We start from the raw sequence: 20,418 nt of genomic DNA, 5'->3' as shown, positions 1-20,418 counted from the left end.
AAAACTTTCCAACTATCTATCCTTAAGCCTATATCAACTAAACAAGATCGAGCGAGCCCATCTCATTATTAATTCGCAATTTTTAGTGTAGTTCATCTGCCTGACAGCCATAACAAACTAAATTATGTAGTCTTCCCAATCGTCTTCTGAAACCAGGCTTTCGCTGATTGCTTTTGAGCGCACCGAAATGTGATTTTCATGCATCATAATTTTGCTACCCGCGATCAAGGGGTGCCACTGGGGTAGCGGCTTCCCTTCAAATAGCAAACGATAAGAACAAGTTTCAGGGAGCCATACCGAGACCTCAGGTAAATCAGTCACACTTAGGTTAAGACAGTCAGGCACATAATTGTTTCGCTTGGAATAGACAGTACACTGACAAGCATCCGTATCCAGATATTCACAGCTGATACAGGTAAACAGCAAGTCATCGCTGTCTTCATCCTGGAGCTTATGCATACAGCACTTACCACAGCCATCACACAGAGCTTCCCACTCTTCTTTCGAAAGCTGGTCTAAGGCTTTTTCTTTCCAAAAAAACTTATCTACCGCCAATTGACTCGTCTCACCGTCATTAATTTAGCCGTGCAAACTATCTTTAGGTGGCTTATATAAATCCAACATTTCCGGGTCTTTTGCTGGCGGCATCTGCAAATAAAAGCCTTTCTCAGCAATATCGTCCAAAATTTTCTTAGCATCCGCACGGGCCAATTTCTTTTCTGGCGTGAGTATCATATCCATCACATGCTCAGCTTGCCCAAATATTTGCATCAGTGCATCAGGCAAAGAAGTCAGTTCATCCGCTCGGTCGAGGTATAAGTACATTTCCTGCTTCTTTTTACTCTTATAAACCGAGCAAAATCGTTTCGTACTCGAGGTATATTGCGTCATCATTTCTCCTAAATTCCTAGCGCCTTTGACATTTTTTCTGCTAACCAAGGCTTGCGCCATCCCAAATACTCGTTAGGCAAACTTTTATCGCCATGCCGACGAACATTTATGACAACACGTTCTAACATTTTTCTTGAGCCCAGTAACTGAACAGCAATCCCCGAATCTTTGGCGACCTGCGCGACTATCGCTTTTAGCTTCTGGTAATAATCCAGCTCCCGGCCTCTAACCGGTCGGTCAATCGGGCGTAAGTCAATTTCTGAATCACTAAACTCCGCAATTATTTCCAACAATTCCTCGCCATAGCGGCGAATAGATTTATGCTGAATATCTTTAATACGCTTCAGGTCAGACAAAACTTCTGGATGTGTTTCAGCAATTTGAATCAAACTTGTATCTGAAAACACCCAAGGTTTAGGAATATTTTTTGATTGTGCCAAGTCATCACGCCACATAACCAGCGTTTTTAGTAAAGACTGATCCACCTTTTTAAGCTCACAGCCACCACGCAGCTTCAAATAAGCATTCTCTGGTGCATCCCAAGACTGAAAAAACTGCTGAACCAATGAAGCACTTTCTTCTAATACCGCTGCCATAAAAGACTTGGCTGAAAGCTGTGCCTGCAGCTCAGAATAAAGCGTCAGCAAATACTCAACATCTTTCGCAGCATAAGCTAACTGGCTATCAAACAAAGGGCGACGCAGCCAGTCGGAGCGCGTTTCAGACTTGTCTAGCTCATGCCCAAGCACCTCTTGCACAAGCTTTTGGTAACCAAGCGACGGCCCTAAACCCAAAAATGCTGCCGCCAACTGGGTATCAAACGCGGCTTTGATGCGCGCACCCGTCGAATGAAACAAAAGCTCAATATCTTCACTCATCGAATGCAAGACCTTGACCACTGACTCACTTTCTAGCAAAGGCGCTAACAAACTGAGATCATCTACTTCCAAAGGGTCAATCAGGTAGACGTGCTCGCCTGCTGCAATCTGTATGAGACCCGGTGCTGCGAAATAGGTGTTGGTTCGCATAAATTCGGTATCGATTGCAACGACAGTTTCATTTAAACAAAGCTTTATAGCCTCAGTAAGCGCTGCTGCATCATTAATAATCTGGACACTCATTTAATCAACCTTCTTCAATAACAGGCTTGCGCCCGGAAAAGGCATGACTAAGCGTCCCACCATCAACATAACCAAGATTCCCACCTAGAGGAATACCATGCGCTAAGCGCGTAATGAGTACATCAGACTCACTAAACACTTCAGCAATGTAATGAGCCGTTGCTTCACCTTCAACGGTTGGGTTTGTAGCCAATATTATTTCCTTGGCTGACAATGAGCTGACTCGATCCATTAAAGCTGGAATGCCGATCTCTGCAGGACCTTTACCATCAAGTGGTGACAAGCTACCTTTCAATACGAAGTACACACCCTTAAACTGATGTGTCTGTTCAATCGCGATCAAATCAGAGGGAGATTCGACAACACATAAAGTGTTGTGTTCCCGCTGAGCGTCCTGACAGATATGACAATACTCACTTTCACTTAAGGTTCGACACCCCACACACTCGCCTACTGCTTCCAAAGCATGCGACAAGGAATTAGCCAAACGCTGGGCACCATTGGGTTTTTCATCCAACAGCGACAGAGCCATTCGCTGGGCAGACTTCTGCCCTACTCCAGGCAAAACTCTTAGTGACTCAATCAGCTCATCAATAACAGGACCGAAAGTCATACTCTTATTTCATCCACAATTGCATTAAAAGTCGATCGTTAGAACGGCATTTTGAAGCCAGGAGGGAAGCCCATACCTTCCGCTAAGCCTGACATTGCATTTTTGTTCTTTTCTTCGATCCTTCTTACCGCATCATTTACTGCTGCAGCAAGTAAATCTTCCAAAAACTCTTTATCTTCACTCAACACAGTGTCATCTAGCTCAACCTTAATAACATCATGACGACCATTCATCACAACCTTCACCAAGCCAGCACCGGATTCACCCATCACTTCTGCATTCGCAGCTTCTTCTTGCTGCTTTTGAAGCTCTTCTTGCATTTTTTGGGCTTGCTTCATAATATCGCCCAAGTTTCCACCAATCATATTTTTCTCCACTTACTATTGTGCAGAGCGTCTTCAGAAGGCAACTGCACGCGATCATATTTTATTAAATAATCTGCCCTAAAGCTTTAATGCTATTTTCAATCAACACACCATCAAACTCTCTAATCATCTGTTGGACATAGGGGTCATTTTCAACACTCAGTTTTGCTTGCTCCCCCATTTCCGCTTTCACGCGTTCACGCCACATCATCGGCGACTCGTGTTCGGGCTTTAAGCCCTCGAAGAAAGTAATATTTCGCCCTTGTGCCACTTCTTTACTCAATGATTCACGAATCCGCCCTTCATGACTTGTATTTAGCAAACGAAAGTGTCCAGCCTCAAAATAAAGATTCAAGCCGTCCGGGTTCTCTTCTAGCACTGAGTTAAGCATTAAATTAAGCGTCATTCCGCTAAGACCCAATTGTGTCACCTGCTTATTCCATCCGCTTGAAAGGACATCTGCGGCAAGCTCACTTTTCTCTACATGATCCTGAGACGAACTCTCTGCAATAGGAGATTTTTCCTCATTCCGCAAAGTAGATTGTTTATCAGGTTCAGGCACTGGTTCCGAGACAGGTTCTTGAACTGGACTTTCAACAACGCTGGTAACAGGCTGCTCAGTTTCTGCAAAGCTCTGCGTTTCAACAGGCTCTTGTAAGCGGCTGGCAGTCGACTCAGAGGTCTCAACAGGTGCCCGTTCAACTTGTGCTACACCCTCAACATTTAAACCTTCACTATTCAGAAGTGTTTTTTTTTTGCTTTCGTCCTCAGACAAATTATTCTCTAGCGGAGCACTTTGCACAGTTTGCTCTTCAGCAACCGGCACTTCATTGCCTACAGGCGCTGTGACAATATCAATTCCTAGCTGATCACTAGGGCTTAACTGGAAAGCAAGCATTCTGAGCAAGGCCATTTCAAGGCCAGATTTAGGGTCAGGCGTAATCGCCAAGTCCTGACGACTAACCAAGGCCACTTGATAGAAAAGCTGAACATCTTCGGCACATAACTTACGAGCATAGGAAACGACGTGCTCCTGATCACCCATAGAGTTATCACAAGCGCCAGGAACAGCCTGCTCGATAGCCACACGATGAAGCACTTCTGCAATCGTCGCTAACACTGAAGCATAATTTGGGGAAAATTCGGCGAGCGCTTTAATTTCGTCAAGCATCGCTGCCGCATTTCTTGAAATCAAACAATCCAGAATACGATAGATCTTTTTCTGGTCAACCGTCCCCAGCATTGCACTAACGCCAGTCTCGGTAAGTGCATGGTTTCCATAAGCTATAGCCTGATCAGTCAGACTAAGCGCATCACGCATACTGCCATCAGCAGCTCTGGCAAGCGCCCATAAAGCCATATCCTCAAAACTAACCTGCTCTTGACCAAGGATATTCTGCAGGTGCCCAACAATGCGTTCTGGCGACATATTCTTCAGATTGAACTGGAGGCAACGCGAGAGAATCGTTACAGGAAGCTTTTGCGGGTCGGTTGTCGCAAACAAGAACTTAACATGCTCTGGAGGTTCTTCGAGCGTTTTCAACAAAGCATTGAAACTTGATTGCGAGAGCATATGAACTTCATCAATCAGATATATCTTGAAGCGGCCTTCAGAGGGAGCATACTGAACATTTTCCAGAAGCTCACGCATATCCTCTACTTTGGTTCGAGAGGCCGCATCGATTTCAATCAGATCAACATAGCGGCCTTCAGTAATACTGGTACAAGCACCGCACTGACCGCAGGGTTCAGCAGTAATACCTTGATGACAACTTAGACATTTCGCCAGAATACGGCCAATTGTCGTTTTACCGACACCCCGGGTACCGGTGAACAAATAAGCATGATGCAGCCTTTGACTTTCAAGCGCATGAATCAAGGCCTTAAGAACGTGCTCTTGACCAACCATCTGTTTGAAATTTTGGGGGCGCCACTTACGCGCAAGTACCTGATAACTCATGAAATCATCTTAGCAAAGTAAACGATTAAAATCTTAAGACGCTATAGTACACTGACAAGAGGCTTAAAACGACTTTGTTTTCACATCCAAATAGCTTCTATTCACAAGCACTCGGACTCAAAGGAATCAAATATAGAGATTATTAAAGACTTAGATCAACAGGAAGTAGCTATTCAGAAAGAAGAACTAGGGAAGAAAAATTAAGGTGATGACTTCCACCAGCTACACCTCGGCACATAAATCCACCGCTATGGCTGCTCCCTTCCGGGCCTGACCAGGTTAACAGCTTATTATTGCGTGGGAACCAATGAAAGTCACCATAACATTCCAAGCAAAATGGGCATATTGAAATGCAGTACTGCTGGAAAGTGCGCGCATTCTAACAAAGCTTAGTAAGCATGAAAAGAGAGTATCAAACGAATATTGGTGTTTTTTACATGCAATATTTGAGGCCAGTGTAAAAACAGCTGTTTCTACACTGGCCTCAAATCACTAATAACTGGATTAAGCTGATAATTTACCACTTAGAATACTTAACTATAACGGCCTTTATTTCTTTGCATAAGGCAAAAAACTGGCTAATAATTAATCGATTCAATACTTAATTATAATCAGGTGAAATGTGCAAACCCGATTATGCTTGGCAAGTTGGACATTTAAGATCTCTCACCCGCTAGCTGTAGAGGTATTTCATGCGGTATGAACAGCTTCAAGCATTACTGACCCACCAAACTGCGCTAATAAGCAGAATTGCGCTGGAAGCAGACTTAAAACTCTGCCTCCAAGATATTGCTATTCATATCGAAGCCCTTGTCGACGAACATATCAAGACCGCTATTTTCATTATCGAGAATGAAGAGCTCCGTCAACTGGCAGCCCCCAGCCTACCCGAGCTATTCCATTCAAAAGTTGACCGCATACCGATCGCTCACGATAGCATGCCCTGTGCTATAGCAGCGCAGACGGGTGAAACCATCATTATTGAAGACCTGCAAAATACGTTTTATTGCCAAAATTTTGCTCATTTATCGCTAACACTAAACCTTAAAGCCTGCTGGGCAACTCCCATATTTTCGGCCCAAAAGGAGGTCCAGGGAGTATTCATTGTCTATTTTCCTGAAATTCAAAGACCAAATGAATCACATTTAGAAATCCTGGAACACTTCACTCACCTAACCAGCATTGCATTAGAGAAGCATAACCTCCGAACCCAGCAACAAAAAGCTCAAACCCAGATAGAACAACTTGCATTTTACGATGCTCTAACCAATCTCCCCAATCGTCGACTTTTGATGGACAGAACCCAGAAAGTTATCGATAGGATTAAACGAGAACACCTCTTTGGCGCCCTGATATTTATCGACCTCAATGGTTTCAAGCGAATCAATGACTCCCTAGGCCATTATGTGGGTGACAAACTTCTGGTATCCGTGGCCCGGCGGCTTCAAAACTCTATAAGAGAAGTCGATACCATCGCTAGGATTGGTGGCGATGAGTTTGTTATTTTGCTTGAAGACCTCAGTAGCTCTCGCAAGCAAGTAGAGCAAGAAGCTCTTCAAGTTGCCCAACGAAGCCTTAAAGACCTTGAAAAACACTTTGAATTATCAGACCGACGTTACCGTATCGACGCGAGCATCGGCATAGCAGTCATCAACGAATTCGATTGCGATGCAATAGAAGTGCTTAAGCACGCCGATGCCGCTATGTATGAAGCGAAAAAGACTCCCCACAAAAAAATATGCTTCCATAATGATGTGCTTCAGGAGTCCATTGATCACCGCCTACGTGTTGAAGGGGAAATCAATGATGCGCTGGAGCACTTTGCCTTCCACGCCCATTATCAACCTCAAGTAGATTTGAATGGAAAACTAATTGCCGCAGAAGCTTTAATTCGCTGGCATCACCCTGAAAGAGGCCTAATCTACCCGAATGATTTTATCCCCGTTGCCGAACGCATGGGCGCTATGGATAAAATGCAGGAAGCAATGCTAACCGAAGCTTGCGAAACACTTTGTCAGTTGAAGCGCTTAGACTTACTCAAAGATAACTTTCGCATATCGGTAAATATCTGCCCTTCCCAGCTTAAGTCCAACACACTACCAATGAACTTGATTCGCACACTGGAGCACTACGAGCTTTCCCCGGGATATTTTATGTTGGAAATAACGGAAGGGATGTTAATAGAGGACCTGGAACAAACCGTTTCTATCCTTGATGAGTTGAGGCAAAAAGGCTTCAAGATATCTATTGACGACTTTGGCACGGGCTACTCTTCACTGTCCTATCTAAACAGCCTGCCTGTGAACGAAATCAAAATTGATAAAAGCTTTATCAGCACCTTGTCTGATGAACCGTCGACACACGGAGTGATAGATACCGTTATCGCACTATCGAAACACTTCCACTTTGAAGTTATTGCCGAAGGAATTGAACAACCAACACAGCTTGAAGTACTGCGTAAGAAGGATGTAAAAGGAGTTCAAGGCTACCTTTTTGCAAAACCGATGAATCAGTCAGACTTCATCAATTGGGTTAAGGCAGCCTAGTTTATAAAAGCCTCTATAGAGATTAAATTTCAGCGGCCAAACGGGAACCTTGGTCAATGGCTCGTTTTGCATCCAGCTCAGCTGCGAGGTCTGCACCACCGATAACATGAACCTTCATCCCTTTACCCTCAGCACCCGCTTCCAACAAAGCATCTGCCAACTTACGATTTGAGTCCTGTCCTGCACACAAAATCACGTTATCTACCTCTAAAGTGCGGGACTTACCGTTCACTGTGATGTGCAAGCCTTCGTCATCAATCTGATCATACTGACAACCAGGAATCATGGTGACATGCTTTTGCTTAAGCACAGCTCGATGAACCCAACCAGAAGTCTTGCCTAGATTCTTACCTAGAGCACTCTCTTTTCTTTGTAGCAGGAACACCTCACGCTCTGGGGCAGAGACCTGAGGATCAATTAGGCCTGCACGATTGTTCAGCTGCGTATCAACCCCCCACTCTTTATACCACTGCTGCTTTTCGGCCTCTGGCGTTTCTCCGTGCTTATGAACTAGGAACTCACCAACATCAAAACCAATACCGCCTGCACCAATTATGGCTACTTTCTCACCAACAGGCTTTTTATCACGCAAAACATCCAGATAACTCATAACCTTTTGATGTTCAACACCAGGAATTGGAGGCGTTCGAGGAGAAATACCCGTGGCGACAATCACCTCATCAAACCCCTCTTTGATGAGGTCTTCGGCTTCAACCCAAGTATTCAAACGAAGGTCAACGCCATACTTTTCAATCATCTTACCGAAGTAGCGCATGGTCTCATTAAAGTCATCTTTGCCCGGCACTTGCTTGGCAATGTTAAACTGCCCGCCAATCTTGTCGCTTGCATCAAACAAACTCACCTGATGACCCCGCTCAGCCAATACCGTTGAAGCAGACATGCCTGCTGGCCCCGCACCGATAACCGCAACTCGCTTCTTGTCCTGAGTCGGCAAATATTTCAACTCAGTTTCATGACAAGCTCGAGGATTCACCAAGCACGACGCCCTTTTCATCTGAAAAGTGTGATCCAAACATGCCTGATTACATGCAATACAAGTATTGATTTCATCGCCTTTGCCCGCCTCGGCTTTCGATACGAAGAAAGGGTCAGCCAGTAAAGGGCGTGCCATAGAGACTAAATCTGCCTCACCCTTTTCGATAATATCTTCTGCAATCTCAGGCGTATTAATTCTGTTACTAGCACACACAGGAATTGAAACTGTCTTACGAAGCTTTTCTGTCGCAAAACTAAATGCAGCACGCGGCACAGAGGTAACAATTGTCGGGATACGCGCTTCGTGCCAACCAATACCAGTGTTAATAATGGTAGCACCAGCTGCTTCAATCTCTTTAGCCAAGACCTCAATTTCATCCCAACTCTGACCGCCGTCAACTAAGTCCATCAACGACATTCGGTAAACGATAATAAATTTCTCGCCAACCGCCTCACGTACACGACGTACTGTTTCGATAGCAAAGCGCATGCGGTTTTCTGCAGAGCCGCCCCATTTATCAGTTCGTGTATTGACTCGTTCAGCCAAGAATTGGTTAATCAAATAACCTTCTGATGCCATGATCTCAATACCATCATAATTAGCAAACTGTGCCATCTTGGCCGCATTAGCATAGTCATTGATGGTTGACTCAATTTGCTTCGAGCTTAGCTTACTCGGTTTAAAAGGCGTGATCGGGGATTTTTTATTTGTTGCTGAAACACTGTAAGGCGTATAGCCATAACGACCAGCGTGCAAAAGCTGCATACATATCTTGCCGCCTTCGTTATGTACTGCAGAGGTAACGCGACGATGCAATAAAGCCGTTAGTTTATTATCCATTCTAGAGCCCAAAGGCAAAAGCTCACCACGGCGGTTTGGAGAGAAACCGCCCGTAATCATCAGGCCCACCCCACCCCGAGCTCTTTCAGCAAAGAAAGCCGCCAGCTTATCGATATGATAAAAACGGTCTTCCAAGCCCGTGTGCATAGAACCCATAATGACGCGGTTCTTTAGAGTCGTAAAACCAAGATCGAGAGGGGCTAGCAAGTTAGGATAATGGGGATTCATAAGGAGCCTCGGCAGAAAAATTTTGTGCAAGTCTAAAGCGTTTTAGGCCAATTTGAAACTCCCTTCTTAAGGAGTTTCGCGGGCATGGAGTAATACTTGATACGGTAGAAAGTGATCAGATTAAGATATCTTGGTTAGGGTATTTTCATCGGTATGTTCGAAGCCACTCTCACCATAGATATCAACCACAGTTGTTTGCTGATAATGCAAGCGATCCCCCTCCACTTCCAATGTTTGACTGAAGGACTTGGTATTTGCTTTTTCCCTCATAAACGCCGCTTCAGTAATGCCCCAGGTATCGCTGCCATTTTCTGCTTCAACAAAAATAATCATCTTATTATTGATGTATTCAACTGTACCGCCAGCGAGCAGAGAGACACGACGAGGAATCGTAAAGCCATTACAAATGGTTTGGCTCTCAGCATCCCAAGTCCAGTAGCCTAGCTGATGATGAATTAGCTTGTCATCGCGCTTGCGACGAACTATTTGTTCGTACTGAACAATGCCCAAGTCTTGCTCTTCAGCATTACTCACATCACCCACGAGTTTGAATTCCAAGGTTTCATAGAAGGCGTTTTCTTCAACACCGTCGGGCTCCGGTGCAATGTCCATCCCTGTTTCACCTTGCCACTTTCCCAGCAACAGCGCTAAGGGCCCTACAAGCTTGGCATCTAAAACTTTGTTATCAATTGCTTTGAATTCTGACATAGCTACCTCGAATCTATTTTTCTATTAATAGGATAATGCTTTTTTCATTGTCGTTTTTAAAGCGCTTTAGAGAAATTTTAGTGCTGCCAAGCTAAATAAAGACTCTGAAATTGATTTAGATCTAAGCCATCTCTACTTCTCAGGGTTCTGAGCGCTTTATGCTTAAATATCAGTAAGACTAATAATTTACGTTCCATATCTTGCGTAATTTATTAGAATAGGATCTATAGTAAAAAGATAGCCTTATTTAATTTCTTAATTTAATGGATTCTTGCGTCATGAAAATCATCAAAAAATCTTCCAAACTTGATAATGTGTGTTACGACATTCGAGGGGAAGTCGCGCGAGAAGCCAAGCGTTTAGAAGAAGAAGGCCATCGAATCCTAAAGCTTAACATTGGCAACCCTGCGCCCTTTGAGTTCGACGTACCTGAAGAAATACAAACCGACGTCATTCGTAACTTGCCTAACGCTCAAGGCTATAGTGATTCAAAGGGCTTATACTCTGCACGTAAAGCCGTTATGCAGCATTATCAGTCAAAAAACATTCTCAATGTTGACATAGAAGATATCTATTTAGGCAACGGCGCAAGTGAGCTCATTGTTATGTCTATGCAGGCTCTGCTAAATGACGGCGATGAAGTGTTAATCCCCTCACCTGACTACCCTCTATGGACGGCTGCTGTAACGCTAAGTGGCGGTAAGCCTGTGCATTATCTATGTGATGAGGAGTCTAGCTGGTACCCAAGCGTCGAGGACATTCGCAGTAAAATTAACGACAATACCAAAGCAATTGTCGTCATTAACCCGAACAACCCGACCGGCTCGGTTTACCCTGAAAGCTTACTGAAAGAGTTGGTCGACCTTGCTCGAGAGTTTAAGCTGATGCTATTAGCTGACGAGATCTACGACAAAATTCTATATGACGGCGCAACTCACACACCCCTTGCGTCGCTGTCTTCAGATGTCCTTACATTGACCTACAATGGCCTATCTAAGACCCATCGTGCAGCCGGTTACCGGTCTGGCTGGATGATGATTACCGGTCCTAAGCATTATGCTGAAGATTTCATCGACGGCATCGATATGCTCGCGTCAATGCGACTTTGCTGTAATGTACCCGCTCAATACGCGATTCAAACCGCTTTGGGCGGTTATCAAAGTATCAATGACCTAATCGTTCCGGGCGGACGCTTATGGGAGCAGCGTGAGCTTGCCTGGAAAATGCTCAATGATATTAAGGGCGTTTCATGCGTCAAGCCTGATGGCGCGCTTTACCTCTTTGTTAAACTAGACCCTGAGATTTACCCGATCGTAAACGACGAAAAATTGGTCTTGGACTTGCTCAAACAGCAGCGTATTCTTATCGTTCACGGAACAGGCTTTAACCTCAGTGATACTCAGCACTTCCGATTCGTATTCCTTCCACGGGTAGACGTTCTGGAAGATGCAATTCAGCGTTTTGAATTGTTCCTAAAAACTTACGAACAATTACCTGAAGAGAACTAGGGTCAGCCATTTAAATGTTCAGCATCCATATTGAAGAGTTTTTTCTCGATTGCACCAAAATTCTGAAGCAACTGTATATGAGTTTCCCGATGAAGAGCAACGTCTTCGTCGAGGATATCTCAGGCCCAGACCAAGCTGATGAGTACGGTTTACATAGCGATCGTTTTCAAAGTTGTTTTGGCGCTATGCTTTGGCTCGAGCAAGAGCGCTTCATTAAGTTTGAAAGCACTCTTAAGCAAGAAGCTATTGATCAGGCGACCCTAACTTCAAAGGGTCTTAAGCTGATGTCCAGCATCTGCCACGACCAGCAAATTAATGTCTTAACTGAGCAAATTCATCCAATCATTGAAGGCCTGAAGGGCTTGCCGAATATCGATACACTCAATCATATTATGAAGCATGGCACCTCAAGCCAGCTCGCGATAGCCATGCAACATCTGATTCACAAATACTCTGATAACTAACAGACCACAACCCTTTCCGCACACAACGATCTAGCGCTGTCAAAAGCCCCGCCTGAAGCTGGCACTGAGGGGTAATAACATCAGGGTCGTGCACCTAATTCCTTTTATATTTTTAAGACAAATAACTAATCTCGTACATAAGTGCATCATCATAGCCACATATTATTTTATGAAAGCCAGATAACTGCTTATCAAGTTCGTCACAACCGCTATCAACATGCAAAGCCCGACCATTAAGGGCTCTAATTTTTTCTTGAGTCGAAATAAACTGAAGGTTACCGAGACCGGCCTGCCGAAGAACTCGTGGACTAATTTGTTGATTACCACGCCCTAAAACAATCCCCTGCCCACCTATAACAGAGAGAATCACCTTTACCCTGGGATATTGTTGCAGCAATTCAAATAGCTGAGCCTCATGAACGTCATTCGCGATAAGCGTGACATTTACACCATCAAAGAAACACACATCAACACCCAGCAATGTTGGCTGCTCCAAACCGATCATTTCCTTCAAGTGCTGTAAGGTGCCGCCTGAGCCGAGGACATACAAAGTATCATCTTCTAATTCTTCACTCATAAATGAGCAAAGCTCTTCAAGCATCAACTCATCATCCAGCATGCCCGAACATTTAACCGACTGAACCAGAAGCTGATCGTCCGGTATCAGCATTTCACCAAAATGCTGAGTCTTAACCAGCCCCTTGGCAAAAGCATCCTCATCAATATCTCTCACGTCTGCCATACGGGCTGACACTAAACGATGACTCGCCATACTTTCTACCACCGAAACCACCGCCTTAGGTGTTACCGCAAATACGCCAGAATGCATCTTTACACCTGCCGGAATCCCTAAAGCGCACTGCTGATCACCAATCACCGTGTAGATATCACGCGCAGTACCATCACCGCCGACAAACAACAGGATATCTATTGAGCGTTTCATAATCTCGGCTGCGGCTGCACGCGTATCGTCAGCTCGAGTTAATTCAGGAGGCTGGAACAAAACCTCGATATCAAAGACATCTGCAAACTCTGAACAGATATCTCCGCCCATCTGTCCACCTGCACACAAAAATGATACTGAAGCCAATCTACCCTGCAAAACTAAATCTTTCAGACCGACTAAAACCGCTCTTAGCCTATCGGCCGCCTTGGCCTCTACGCCTCTGGAAATCGCTATTTCTGTGGTAGATGCTGCATCACTACCTTTAAGCGCAGCCGGCCCACCCATTCCAGCTAGAGGGTTAAGCACCAAACCAAAAGTAAAACTTGCTTGGCTCATTGCCTTATCTTCGTTCATTTTCGTAAATGTAGCTGGAAAGTGTTAACACATACTCATCAGTCAGGTTCACAAACTGAATACCGACAATATAGCGACCTTCCTCACCAACTTCTTCATCGGTATTTAGCTCTATATTGCGGATAATACTCGGAAGGCAAATTCTCTTAGTCACACCGCTCGCACTCAGCTCAAAAGACACCAAAAGCTCATGCCCCTTTTCACCCAATGACTGGGGAGAAGACATTCTTGCACCAGTTTTGCTTAAGTTATCAATATAAGCAGGTTTAGGCCATTCACCAAAAATATCGAAGTCGCTATCTATTTCAGCCTCAATATTTGTCGTGACACGTTCAGAGTTACGAATCTGGAGCGCGGTAATTTCTTCAGGATAAACCAAGTGATAATAGCTATAAGGCTGAATTGAACGATAGGCGACACGAGTTTCAAAAGCACAGACTTGCTTACCCACCAAAAGCCGAACGGCCACTGTACTGTCTTTGTCCAGAAGCACTTCTTTACCTTCTCTCAAGGGAGAAGAAATTAATATGCTACGATTTTCAACAAAACCAATTAGGTTTACCTGATACTTACGTGCAGGAGAAATTGTTTCTAAAGTGACGGCCGCCCCAATTGATAAACCTAAGTTCGCAAAAGACGCAACTGGCCTATCTTGGGAATCATCAAGCTTCTCAGCCACACTTAACCTCTTATTATCATTATTAAGGTATCAATTTTAGGACTTAACATTAAAACCTAAAGACTTAAACTTACTTAGCAATTCTGAGTTAACTTTCTTCAATTGAATCTTTACACCTGAAAACTCGCGCCGGCAGCGGTAGTTCTTTCGGAAGCGGTCAAAGGCCTGCCATCGCTCTTCATCAGGTAAGCGTAAGCTGGCTTGCAGTAAACTATGGTCATGACGCACATCAAAGCAGGCTCGAATTGCAGTATGAATAGACCAATCAACATCTGCATTTGAAGTAAAGGCCATTTTAGACAAAGGCGGCTCTTCTAAGAATTGCCCAGAAGAGTGGCGAGATGGTAAACCTAAAAACTGGCATAAGGCCCGGTAAACCATTTCAGTCCCCAAGACCTTACCGTCAAAACTATAGCCGGCAATATGCGGCGTACCAATAAAGACTTTGCGAGCCAATTCGACATTAAGCTCAGGCTCTCTCTCCCACACGTCAAGGATAGCGGTAAACTGTGGCTGATGATCTAGGAAGTCATTCAGGTCATCATTATCGATAACCGGCCCCCGACTCGAATTAATCAGAATTTGCTCTGGCTGCAAGCTTTCAAGCACCTGCTTATCGATCATATGGTAGGTTGGATGCGTACCTTCTTTACTTAAGGGCACATGAAGTGATATCAGGTCGCAGCGCATCACTTCTTCAAATGATACAAGTGAATCATCATCCAAAAACGGGTCACAGGCTTTAAACTTGATTCCCAGCTTCTCCAAGCGCGCAGCAAGTAAGCTACCAACATTGCCATAACCCACAATACCGACTGTTACCGAGCCTAAATCGAGCGAATGAGTTTCGGTTAGAATTGATAAGCAACTTAAAACATACTCAACAACAGAGTTAGCATTACAGCCAGGCGCATTACAGTAGCGAATGCCCTGCTGATCAAGGTAATCAGTATCAATATGATCAATACCGATGGTGCATGTTCCAACAAACTTAACTGAACTGTTTTCTAAAAGCTCACGGTTTACTTTGGTTACTGAGCGTACTATCAAGAAATCTGCATCACTCAAATGTTCCGCCTTAATCTCCCGCCCGGGCAACTTAACAATGTCACCTAAATCACCAAAAAAACGTGTGAGTAAGGGGATATTTTCATCAGCAACAATTTTCATTCTTCAAACAAAACCGTCTTATTAATTTATTTTCCAACCAGGTGTGCAGGATATTCACATGGAAGTTTCATACCAATGTACTTTTCTATCTCTGGAAGCAGGAAGGCATCGTCTTCACAGGCGAAGGAAATAGAGATTCCTTTTTCACCTGCACGTCCTGTTCGACCGATTCTATGAACATAATCTTCAGCGTCTTCAGGAAGGTTATAGTTGAATACATGACTCACGCCATCAACGTGTATACCGCGCCCTGCCACGTCAGTTGCAACCAAGATTTCTATTTTGCCATTTTTAAACTGATCAAGTGTTCTGATGCGTTTATGCTGGGGAACTTCACCCGATAACAGCGCAGCTTTAACACCTTTAGATTTCAACTCAGCTTCAAGGCGACGCGTTTCATCACGACGATTACCGAAGATAATGGCCTTCTTAACATCGTTTTCCTCAATGTAGCGGCAAATTATTTCCAGCTTTTCATCGGTAGGCACCATAAATATCTTCTGCTCGACTTTATCAGTCGTCAGCTGCTCGGCTTCAATTTCAATGAAAACAGGGTTAACCGTCCAGCGGTTTGCCAAGTTCAGCACATCATCACTAAAGGTCGCGCTAAACAATAAGGTCTGACGATTATCCTCTCTTGGGCACTTACTAATGATACGCTTAACATCAGGAATGAAGCCCATATCCAACATACGGTCAGCTTCATCAATAACCAAAAAGTCGATCTGATCCAGGTACAAGTCATTGCTGTTGAGGAAATCGATCAGGCGCCCAGGTGTTGCAACCAGAATATCGATAACGGTATTGCGCACATAGTCTTTTTGCTTTTGGTAGTCGATGCCACCCAGTACGGAATAAATCGACATATCCATGTGTTTAGTCAAGGCAACAGCATCTTTCTCTATCTGCAGCGCCAGCTCTCGTGTTGGCGCAATAATCAGTGCTCGAGGCTCGCTTGCATAACGATCACCTTTTGGCACTGGTCGAGATAGCAAGTCATTAATAATGGTAATCAGGAAGGCAGCCGTTTTGCCGGTACCCGTAGCAGCCTTGCCGATGGCGTCATAGCCTTTTAAGGTGTGGGGCAAAGATTCTGCCTGAATGTCGCTGCAATATTCATATTTCAGATCAGCGATGCCATGCAATAAGTCATTCTGCAAACCTAAATCGTGAAAGCGGGTCTTGCCTTCCTCGGGCGCTACGACATATTGCTCAGCACTCCAAGCCTGTTTTTTTGGCGCTACACTCGCCCCTTGTTCTTGTACATTAGCTTGAGCGCTTCCTTTCTTGCCACCTTTGTGTTGAGGCTTACCTGCTGTTTCAGGTTTTGGGTGTTTCTTTGCTTGAGGTTTATTGGCGCCCCCTTCTTTTGCCGAAGCAGGCTTGTTAGTTTTGGTCGAGGCACCTTGTGCCTTATTCGACTCGTCTTGCTTTTTCTTACCAAAAAAACCACTTAACTTCATTTAGAATACACTCTAGTAACACTTAAAATATTGACCTGAGAGCTTATGCCCCCTAACCCTGCCTTGCAAGCGGAATACACCTAATTAGCCGCTAATTTGCTTAAAACTGTCATTAGCTTAGCCTATCAAGTGAAAATGCGTCACTTTCCAGGCACCGACAATCAGGCCGATAGTGACTTAGCAAAGCTTGAACAAATAAGTTAGCTCTTTCAGGTAAGCCATTTTCTATGTAGTCAGCCGCCTGCTGAGCCACCTCACAGATAAACTCTTTACTCGCCCCAACATCTGGCTGAGCAATATTATCGACACTCAAACGAAAGCGCATTCCACAAGCTTCCGTCATAATCCACTCAAGCGCCTGCGGCTTAATCTCGACTTTCTCAAATTCGCGTTGCTGTTGGTCACTGCGCCCATCTGGCTCATACCAATAACCAAAATCAATTAACTTGCGCCGCTCTTTACCCGCAATACACCAATGACTAATTTCATGTAATGCGCTTGAGAAGTAATCAAACCTTGAAATAACCTGGCATAAACCACCCGTCTCCGAGGCTGGCAGATAGAGAGGTTCATCAGCCCCCACCACCAACTCAGTACCTTCGAGAGTTATAAACAAGTTATTGAAAATTCTAACTAATTCTGTGACATCAGCAAATGCTGTATCAACGAGCTTATTTTCACAGCTGGACTGGGTGCGCTGTTGTTCAGTATTTACCACCGGATTAACAATCCTTCTTACGACCAATCAAACTTTTGCAGCCTGGGAATATCTAATCGAATATTAATCTTCAAGCCCACAAAAGCGACTTATAATGGCATGATTACGAATTTATACAAATCTATTGCCTCTTATCGTTCTATTTAACAGTTTTGATTGAACCAACACAGTAGATTTATATCTAAAGTGCAATATATGCAATCGCAAGGTTTTGAACCAGTATGAGAAATATCCTATTAGTTATTATCTACCTAACTCTTGGAACATTCACCTCCGACGCATATTCCTCTGGCGGTACTAGTTTTTCTAGCTCAGATAGCAAGGGATTATTTGAATCAAGCCAGAATGAGTTCCTAAAGGTTGATGAGGCATTCAAATTTCGCTCATCGCCTACAGACAATGGTTTAAAGCTGTCTTGGGAAATAGCTGACGGCTACTATTTATACAAAGAACGCTTCAAATTCCGCCTTGTCGATAAGTCATTAGAACCTCTGGTAAAGCTTGGCCCTCCCGAATTTTCTAGCCAGGGAAAGCCTAAACAGGATGATTACTTTGGCTTGGTTCATGCGTTCTATAAGCACGTTGAAATTGCTCTTCCTATTGACGTCGATGCTTCACTAAGTGATGTCGAGATTAAAATAAGCTCCCAAGGCTGTGCAGATGCAGGCTTGTGCTACCCACCAAAGCACGAAAAGGTCTTATATGTAGCGCAAAAAAGTAATAGCGACACAACTAGCAACAAGCTTCAAGCTCCCAACCAGCAACAAACGCCTTCATCTCAAGAAAGCCCAGACTTTGAAAACGCTGCGGGCGTCTTTAGCTTTATTCAGAACAGTAGCCTGCTGGCGATTGTAGGAATATTCTTTTTACTCGGGATCGGATTGACCTTTACACCTTGCGTGTTTCCAATGATCCCGATTATTACCAGCATTATTGCTGGCCAGCAAAAGCCAACGGTCGGTAAATCCTTTATGCTTTCCCTAGCCTACGTTATCGGTATGGCGGCAACCTATGCTGCAGCAGGCGTGGTGACAGGACTGCTCGGTGCGGGAGCCAATGTACAGGCAGCCCTGCAAGACCCAATTGTATTAAGCGTATTTTCGGCAATATTTATTTTGCTTGCCTTAGCTATGTTCGGCCTTTACGAGCTGCAACTCCCCGCTTTCTTAAGAGACCGCCTCAATACCACCAGCCAAAACCTTAATGGTGGGCATATCACCAGCGTATTCTTTATCGGTGCACTATCAGCACTAATTGTTTCACCGTGTGTCTCAGCCCCGCTCGCAGGTGCGTTACTTTATATAAGCAGTACAGCAGACGCAGTTATCGGAGGCCTTTCATTATTTGCTCTGGGCTTGGGTATGGGTGTGCCATTAATCCTGATCGCTATAGGTGGCGGTAAGTTCTTCCCTAAAGCCGGCGCCTGGATGGACAAAGTAAAATACGCTTTCGGCATAATGCTAATTGCCGTGGCAATCTGGCTCATTAGCCGTGTTATCCCTGAGTCAGTTTCGCTATTTTTATGGGCGTTGTTATGCGGCCTAACAGCAAGCCAGATGGGTGCTTTTGATGCAGCTAAGCCTGGAATAGAAAGAGTCTCTAAAGGTTTAGGCTTGCTCCTGGCCTTATACGCCGCATTATTATTTATTGGCTCACTTACTCAAGCCACAAACCCACTCAACCCCCTGGAAACTCTGATTAGCAACCAGCAAACCAACACACAGAAACCTAACAAGCTCCCTTTCAATACTATTTATTCGAATACCGGGCTTGAACAACATCTCGCCATTGCAAAGCAAAACGGCCAAGCTCTATTGGTAGATTTTTACGCCGACTGGTGTATCAGCTGTAAGGTAATGGAGAATGAGGTTTTTCCGCTTGTTAATATCGACAGCAAGCTACGTCAATTTTATCTCGTTAAGGCAGACGTGACCGACAATACAGATGAAAATAAGGCACTACTGGAAAGGTTTGGCCTCTTCGGCCCACCATCTATCCTGCTGTTTGATAAAAAAGGCAAAGAAATCAAGGATCTGAGAATCGTAGGGGAAATTAGTGCCAATGGCTTCGATCAGCACCTGGGGCAGGCGCTGGTAAGACAATAAATTGAAGCGCAATATTAGAAAAGTTCTAACTCACCTTCATTTTGGTCTTCTTCATGGCTATTTGCCTCCAAGCAGAATGATAAGGCTTCATCATATACCTCAATAGAAATACTGCATCCTGCAACTTCACGATCAATATCAAAATAATATGAATCGATCGTACTGTTTTCAGCTAATAAGTCATCGACATTAACACCAAAAAAAGTGGCCGGAAAACCAATACTGATAAAGCACTCATGCGCTATCAACTTAGTTTTTAAACGACCAATCAACTGGTTTGAAAGCTCAGAAATCCAGTCTTCCAAGCGGTCCTCTTCAACTTTGGTAATCCCCTCACCCACTGGGTAAGTTAAGGCCAGTACAGGCAAAGGAAGCTCCAAAGCGATTTTGAATTCGATATCTGATGAACCGCCGTCAATGCAAGCAATAGGGCAATTTTCAAGGCGCTCAGGTTTATCTACCATCAAGCCTACATTGCAATCCAGGTTTTCAAACAAGTCTTTACACGACTGAAAGAATAAGTCCTGAATACATTTGATTACTTCATTATCACGCATATAACTGCAACTCCTTTCTTTTATTTGTACTAACCGAATCAGAAAACTATTTAGCCAACGAAGGAGCCGGACTCTCACCATTGATGCTGAAATACTGATTAAAGTGCGTCATGCTCAACAGGTCATAGGTCTGCCCACGCGAACGAACGATCTCATAGGCCACACCTGCACCGTCTAGAAACTTC

18 protein-coding genes and 1 other RNA gene are annotated in these 20,418 nt (G+C 44.3%); 4 read left to right on the top strand and 15 right to left on the bottom strand.

What is annotated here, in order from left to right; genetic code table 11:
• Positions 1-117 precede the first annotated feature (117 nt).
• The 7 genes from A3761_RS00370 to ffs all read right to left on the bottom strand — a co-directional run bounded on the left by A3761_RS00370 (position 118) and on the right by ffs (position 5,260).
• On the bottom strand, positions 118-555 hold the full coding sequence (locus A3761_RS00370; protein ID WP_082865207.1) for a YcgN family cysteine cluster protein: 438 nt from the start codon (positions 553-555) through the stop codon (positions 118-120).
• Positions 556-579: 24 nt separating this feature from the next.
• Positions 580-891: a YcgL domain-containing protein gene (locus tag A3761_RS00365; protein WP_068514773.1), complete on the bottom strand. Its 312-nt coding sequence runs from the start codon at positions 889-891 to the stop codon at positions 580-582.
• Positions 892-899: 8 nt separating this feature from the next.
• Positions 900-2,012: a ribonuclease D gene (gene rnd, locus A3761_RS00360; RefSeq protein ID WP_068553499.1), complete on the bottom strand. Its 1,113-nt coding sequence runs from the start codon at positions 2,010-2,012 to the stop codon at positions 900-902.
• Between the two features lie 4 nt (positions 2,013-2,016).
• A complete protein-coding gene (recR, locus tag A3761_RS00355) occupies positions 2,017-2,625 on the bottom strand; it encodes a recombination mediator RecR (RefSeq protein ID WP_068514766.1) in 609 nt (202 codons plus the stop codon).
• Between the two features lie 38 nt (positions 2,626-2,663).
• A complete protein-coding gene (locus tag A3761_RS00350) occupies positions 2,664-2,990 on the bottom strand; it encodes a YbaB/EbfC family nucleoid-associated protein (protein WP_068507357.1) in 327 nt (108 codons plus the stop codon).
• A gap of 64 nt (positions 2,991-3,054) precedes the next feature.
• Positions 3,055-4,950 (bottom strand): DNA polymerase III subunit gamma/tau, encoded by a 1,896-nt coding sequence (dnaX, locus tag A3761_RS00345; protein WP_068566162.1) that lies wholly within the window; start codon positions 4,948-4,950, stop codon positions 3,055-3,057.
• Between the two features lie 213 nt (positions 4,951-5,163).
• Positions 5,164-5,260, bottom strand: an RNA gene (gene ffs, locus A3761_RS00340) — signal recognition particle sRNA small type.
• A gap of 382 nt (positions 5,261-5,642) precedes the next feature.
• Here ffs and A3761_RS00335 point away from each other — a divergent pair.
• The gene (locus A3761_RS00335; protein WP_068553532.1) at positions 5,643-7,496 is read left to right on the top strand and encodes a bifunctional diguanylate cyclase/phosphodiesterase; all 1,854 of its coding nucleotides are present in this window, start codon (positions 5,643-5,645) and stop codon (positions 7,494-7,496) included.
• 22 nt (positions 7,497-7,518) lie between these two features.
• Here A3761_RS00335 and A3761_RS00330 read toward each other — a convergent pair whose 3' ends face one another.
• Both A3761_RS00330 and A3761_RS00325 read right to left on the bottom strand, forming a co-directional pair.
• On the bottom strand, positions 7,519-9,561 hold the full coding sequence (locus tag A3761_RS00330) for an NADPH-dependent 2,4-dienoyl-CoA reductase (protein WP_068514757.1): 2,043 nt from the start codon (positions 9,559-9,561) through the stop codon (positions 7,519-7,521).
• 120 nt (positions 9,562-9,681) lie between these two features.
• Positions 9,682-10,269, bottom strand: a complete 588-nt coding sequence (locus A3761_RS00325) for a heme-binding beta-barrel domain-containing protein (protein WP_068514756.1) — start codon at positions 10,267-10,269, stop codon at positions 9,682-9,684.
• Positions 10,270-10,547: 278 nt separating this feature from the next.
• On the opposite strand from A3761_RS00325, the gene A3761_RS00320 reads away from it, so the two are divergent.
• Positions 10,548-11,777, top strand: coding sequence for a pyridoxal phosphate-dependent aminotransferase (locus tag A3761_RS00320; protein WP_068514753.1), 1,230 nt, complete (start codon positions 10,548-10,550; stop codon positions 11,775-11,777).
• Positions 11,778-11,791: 14 nt separating this feature from the next.
• Positions 11,792-12,241: a hypothetical protein gene (locus A3761_RS00315; protein WP_068513932.1), complete on the top strand. Its 450-nt coding sequence runs from the start codon at positions 11,792-11,794 to the stop codon at positions 12,239-12,241.
• A 112-nt stretch (positions 12,242-12,353) separates the two neighbouring features.
• Here A3761_RS00315 and A3761_RS00310 read toward each other — a convergent pair whose 3' ends face one another.
• From A3761_RS00310 to A3761_RS00290, 5 genes are all read right to left on the bottom strand, one after another.
• Entirely contained in the window at positions 12,354-13,523 is a 1,170-nt protein-coding gene (locus tag A3761_RS00310; RefSeq protein ID WP_068514798.1) for an ATP-NAD kinase family protein, read from the bottom strand.
• Positions 13,524-13,527: 4 nt separating this feature from the next.
• On the bottom strand, positions 13,528-14,220 hold the full coding sequence (locus A3761_RS00305; RefSeq protein ID WP_068514750.1) for a flagellar brake protein: 693 nt from the start codon (positions 14,218-14,220) through the stop codon (positions 13,528-13,530).
• A 36-nt stretch (positions 14,221-14,256) separates the two neighbouring features.
• Entirely contained in the window at positions 14,257-15,390 is a 1,134-nt protein-coding gene (pdxB, locus tag A3761_RS00300) for a 4-phosphoerythronate dehydrogenase PdxB (protein WP_068514747.1), read from the bottom strand.
• A 26-nt stretch (positions 15,391-15,416) separates the two neighbouring features.
• A complete protein-coding gene (rhlB, locus tag A3761_RS00295) occupies positions 15,417-16,853 on the bottom strand; it encodes an ATP-dependent RNA helicase RhlB (protein WP_082865404.1) in 1,437 nt (478 codons plus the stop codon).
• A 112-nt stretch (positions 16,854-16,965) separates the two neighbouring features.
• Positions 16,966-17,571: an elongation factor P hydroxylase gene (locus tag A3761_RS00290; protein ID WP_082865405.1), complete on the bottom strand. Its 606-nt coding sequence runs from the start codon at positions 17,569-17,571 to the stop codon at positions 16,966-16,968.
• A 221-nt stretch (positions 17,572-17,792) separates the two neighbouring features.
• Here A3761_RS00290 and dsbD point away from each other — a divergent pair, with 221 nt between their 5' ends.
• The gene (dsbD, locus tag A3761_RS00285) at positions 17,793-19,676 is read left to right on the top strand and encodes a protein-disulfide reductase DsbD (protein ID WP_068514744.1); all 1,884 of its coding nucleotides are present in this window, start codon (positions 17,793-17,795) and stop codon (positions 19,674-19,676) included.
• 14 nt (positions 19,677-19,690) lie between these two features.
• On the opposite strand, the gene A3761_RS00280 is transcribed toward dsbD, so the two are convergent.
• A complete protein-coding gene (locus A3761_RS00280; RefSeq protein WP_068514739.1) occupies positions 19,691-20,233 on the bottom strand; it encodes a hypothetical protein in 543 nt (180 codons plus the stop codon).
• Positions 20,234-20,418 lie beyond the last annotated feature (185 nt).

Source organism: Oleiphilus sp. HI0123, assembly GCF_001635315.1.
Note: the sequence above shows the minus strand (reverse complement) of the source record. Positions and strands in the feature narration are given on the sequence as shown.

Bases quoted from the DNA above. Each gene is read 5' to 3' on its own strand.
- A3761_RS00365 (WP_068514773.1), bottom strand. From the start codon at position 891: ATGACGCAATATACCTCGAGTACGAAACGATTTTGCTCGGTTTATAAG.
- rnd (WP_068553499.1), bottom strand. From the start codon at position 2,012: ATGAGTGTCCAGATTATTAATGATGCAGCAGCGCTTACTGAGGCTATA.
- recR (WP_068514766.1), bottom strand. From the start codon at position 2,625: ATGACTTTCGGTCCTGTTATTGATGAGCTGATTGAGTCACTAAGAGTT.
- A3761_RS00350 (WP_068507357.1), bottom strand. From the start codon at position 2,990: ATGATTGGTGGAAACTTGGGCGATATTATGAAGCAAGCCCAAAAAATG.
- dnaX (WP_068566162.1), bottom strand. From the start codon at position 4,950: ATGAGTTATCAGGTACTTGCGCGTAAGTGGCGCCCCCAAAATTTCAAA.
- A3761_RS00335 (WP_068553532.1), top strand. From the start codon at position 5,643: ATGCGGTATGAACAGCTTCAAGCATTACTGACCCACCAAACTGCGCTA.
- A3761_RS00330 (WP_068514757.1), bottom strand. From the start codon at position 9,561: ATGAATCCCCATTATCCTAACTTGCTAGCCCCTCTCGATCTTGGTTTT.
- A3761_RS00325 (WP_068514756.1), bottom strand. From the start codon at position 10,269: ATGTCAGAATTCAAAGCAATTGATAACAAAGTTTTAGATGCCAAGCTT.
- A3761_RS00320 (WP_068514753.1), top strand. From the start codon at position 10,548: ATGAAAATCATCAAAAAATCTTCCAAACTTGATAATGTGTGTTACGAC.
- A3761_RS00315 (WP_068513932.1), top strand. From the start codon at position 11,792: ATGTTCAGCATCCATATTGAAGAGTTTTTTCTCGATTGCACCAAAATT.
- A3761_RS00310 (WP_068514798.1), bottom strand. From the start codon at position 13,523: ATGAGCCAAGCAAGTTTTACTTTTGGTTTGGTGCTTAACCCTCTAGCT.
- pdxB (WP_068514747.1), bottom strand. From the start codon at position 15,390: ATGAAAATTGTTGCTGATGAAAATATCCCCTTACTCACACGTTTTTTT.
- rhlB (WP_082865404.1), bottom strand. From the start codon at position 16,853: ATGAAGTTAAGTGGTTTTTTTGGTAAGAAAAAGCAAGACGAGTCGAAT.
- dsbD (WP_068514744.1), top strand. From the start codon at position 17,793: ATGAGAAATATCCTATTAGTTATTATCTACCTAACTCTTGGAACATTC.
- A3761_RS00280 (WP_068514739.1), bottom strand. From the start codon at position 20,233: ATGCGTGATAATGAAGTAATCAAATGTATTCAGGACTTATTCTTTCAG.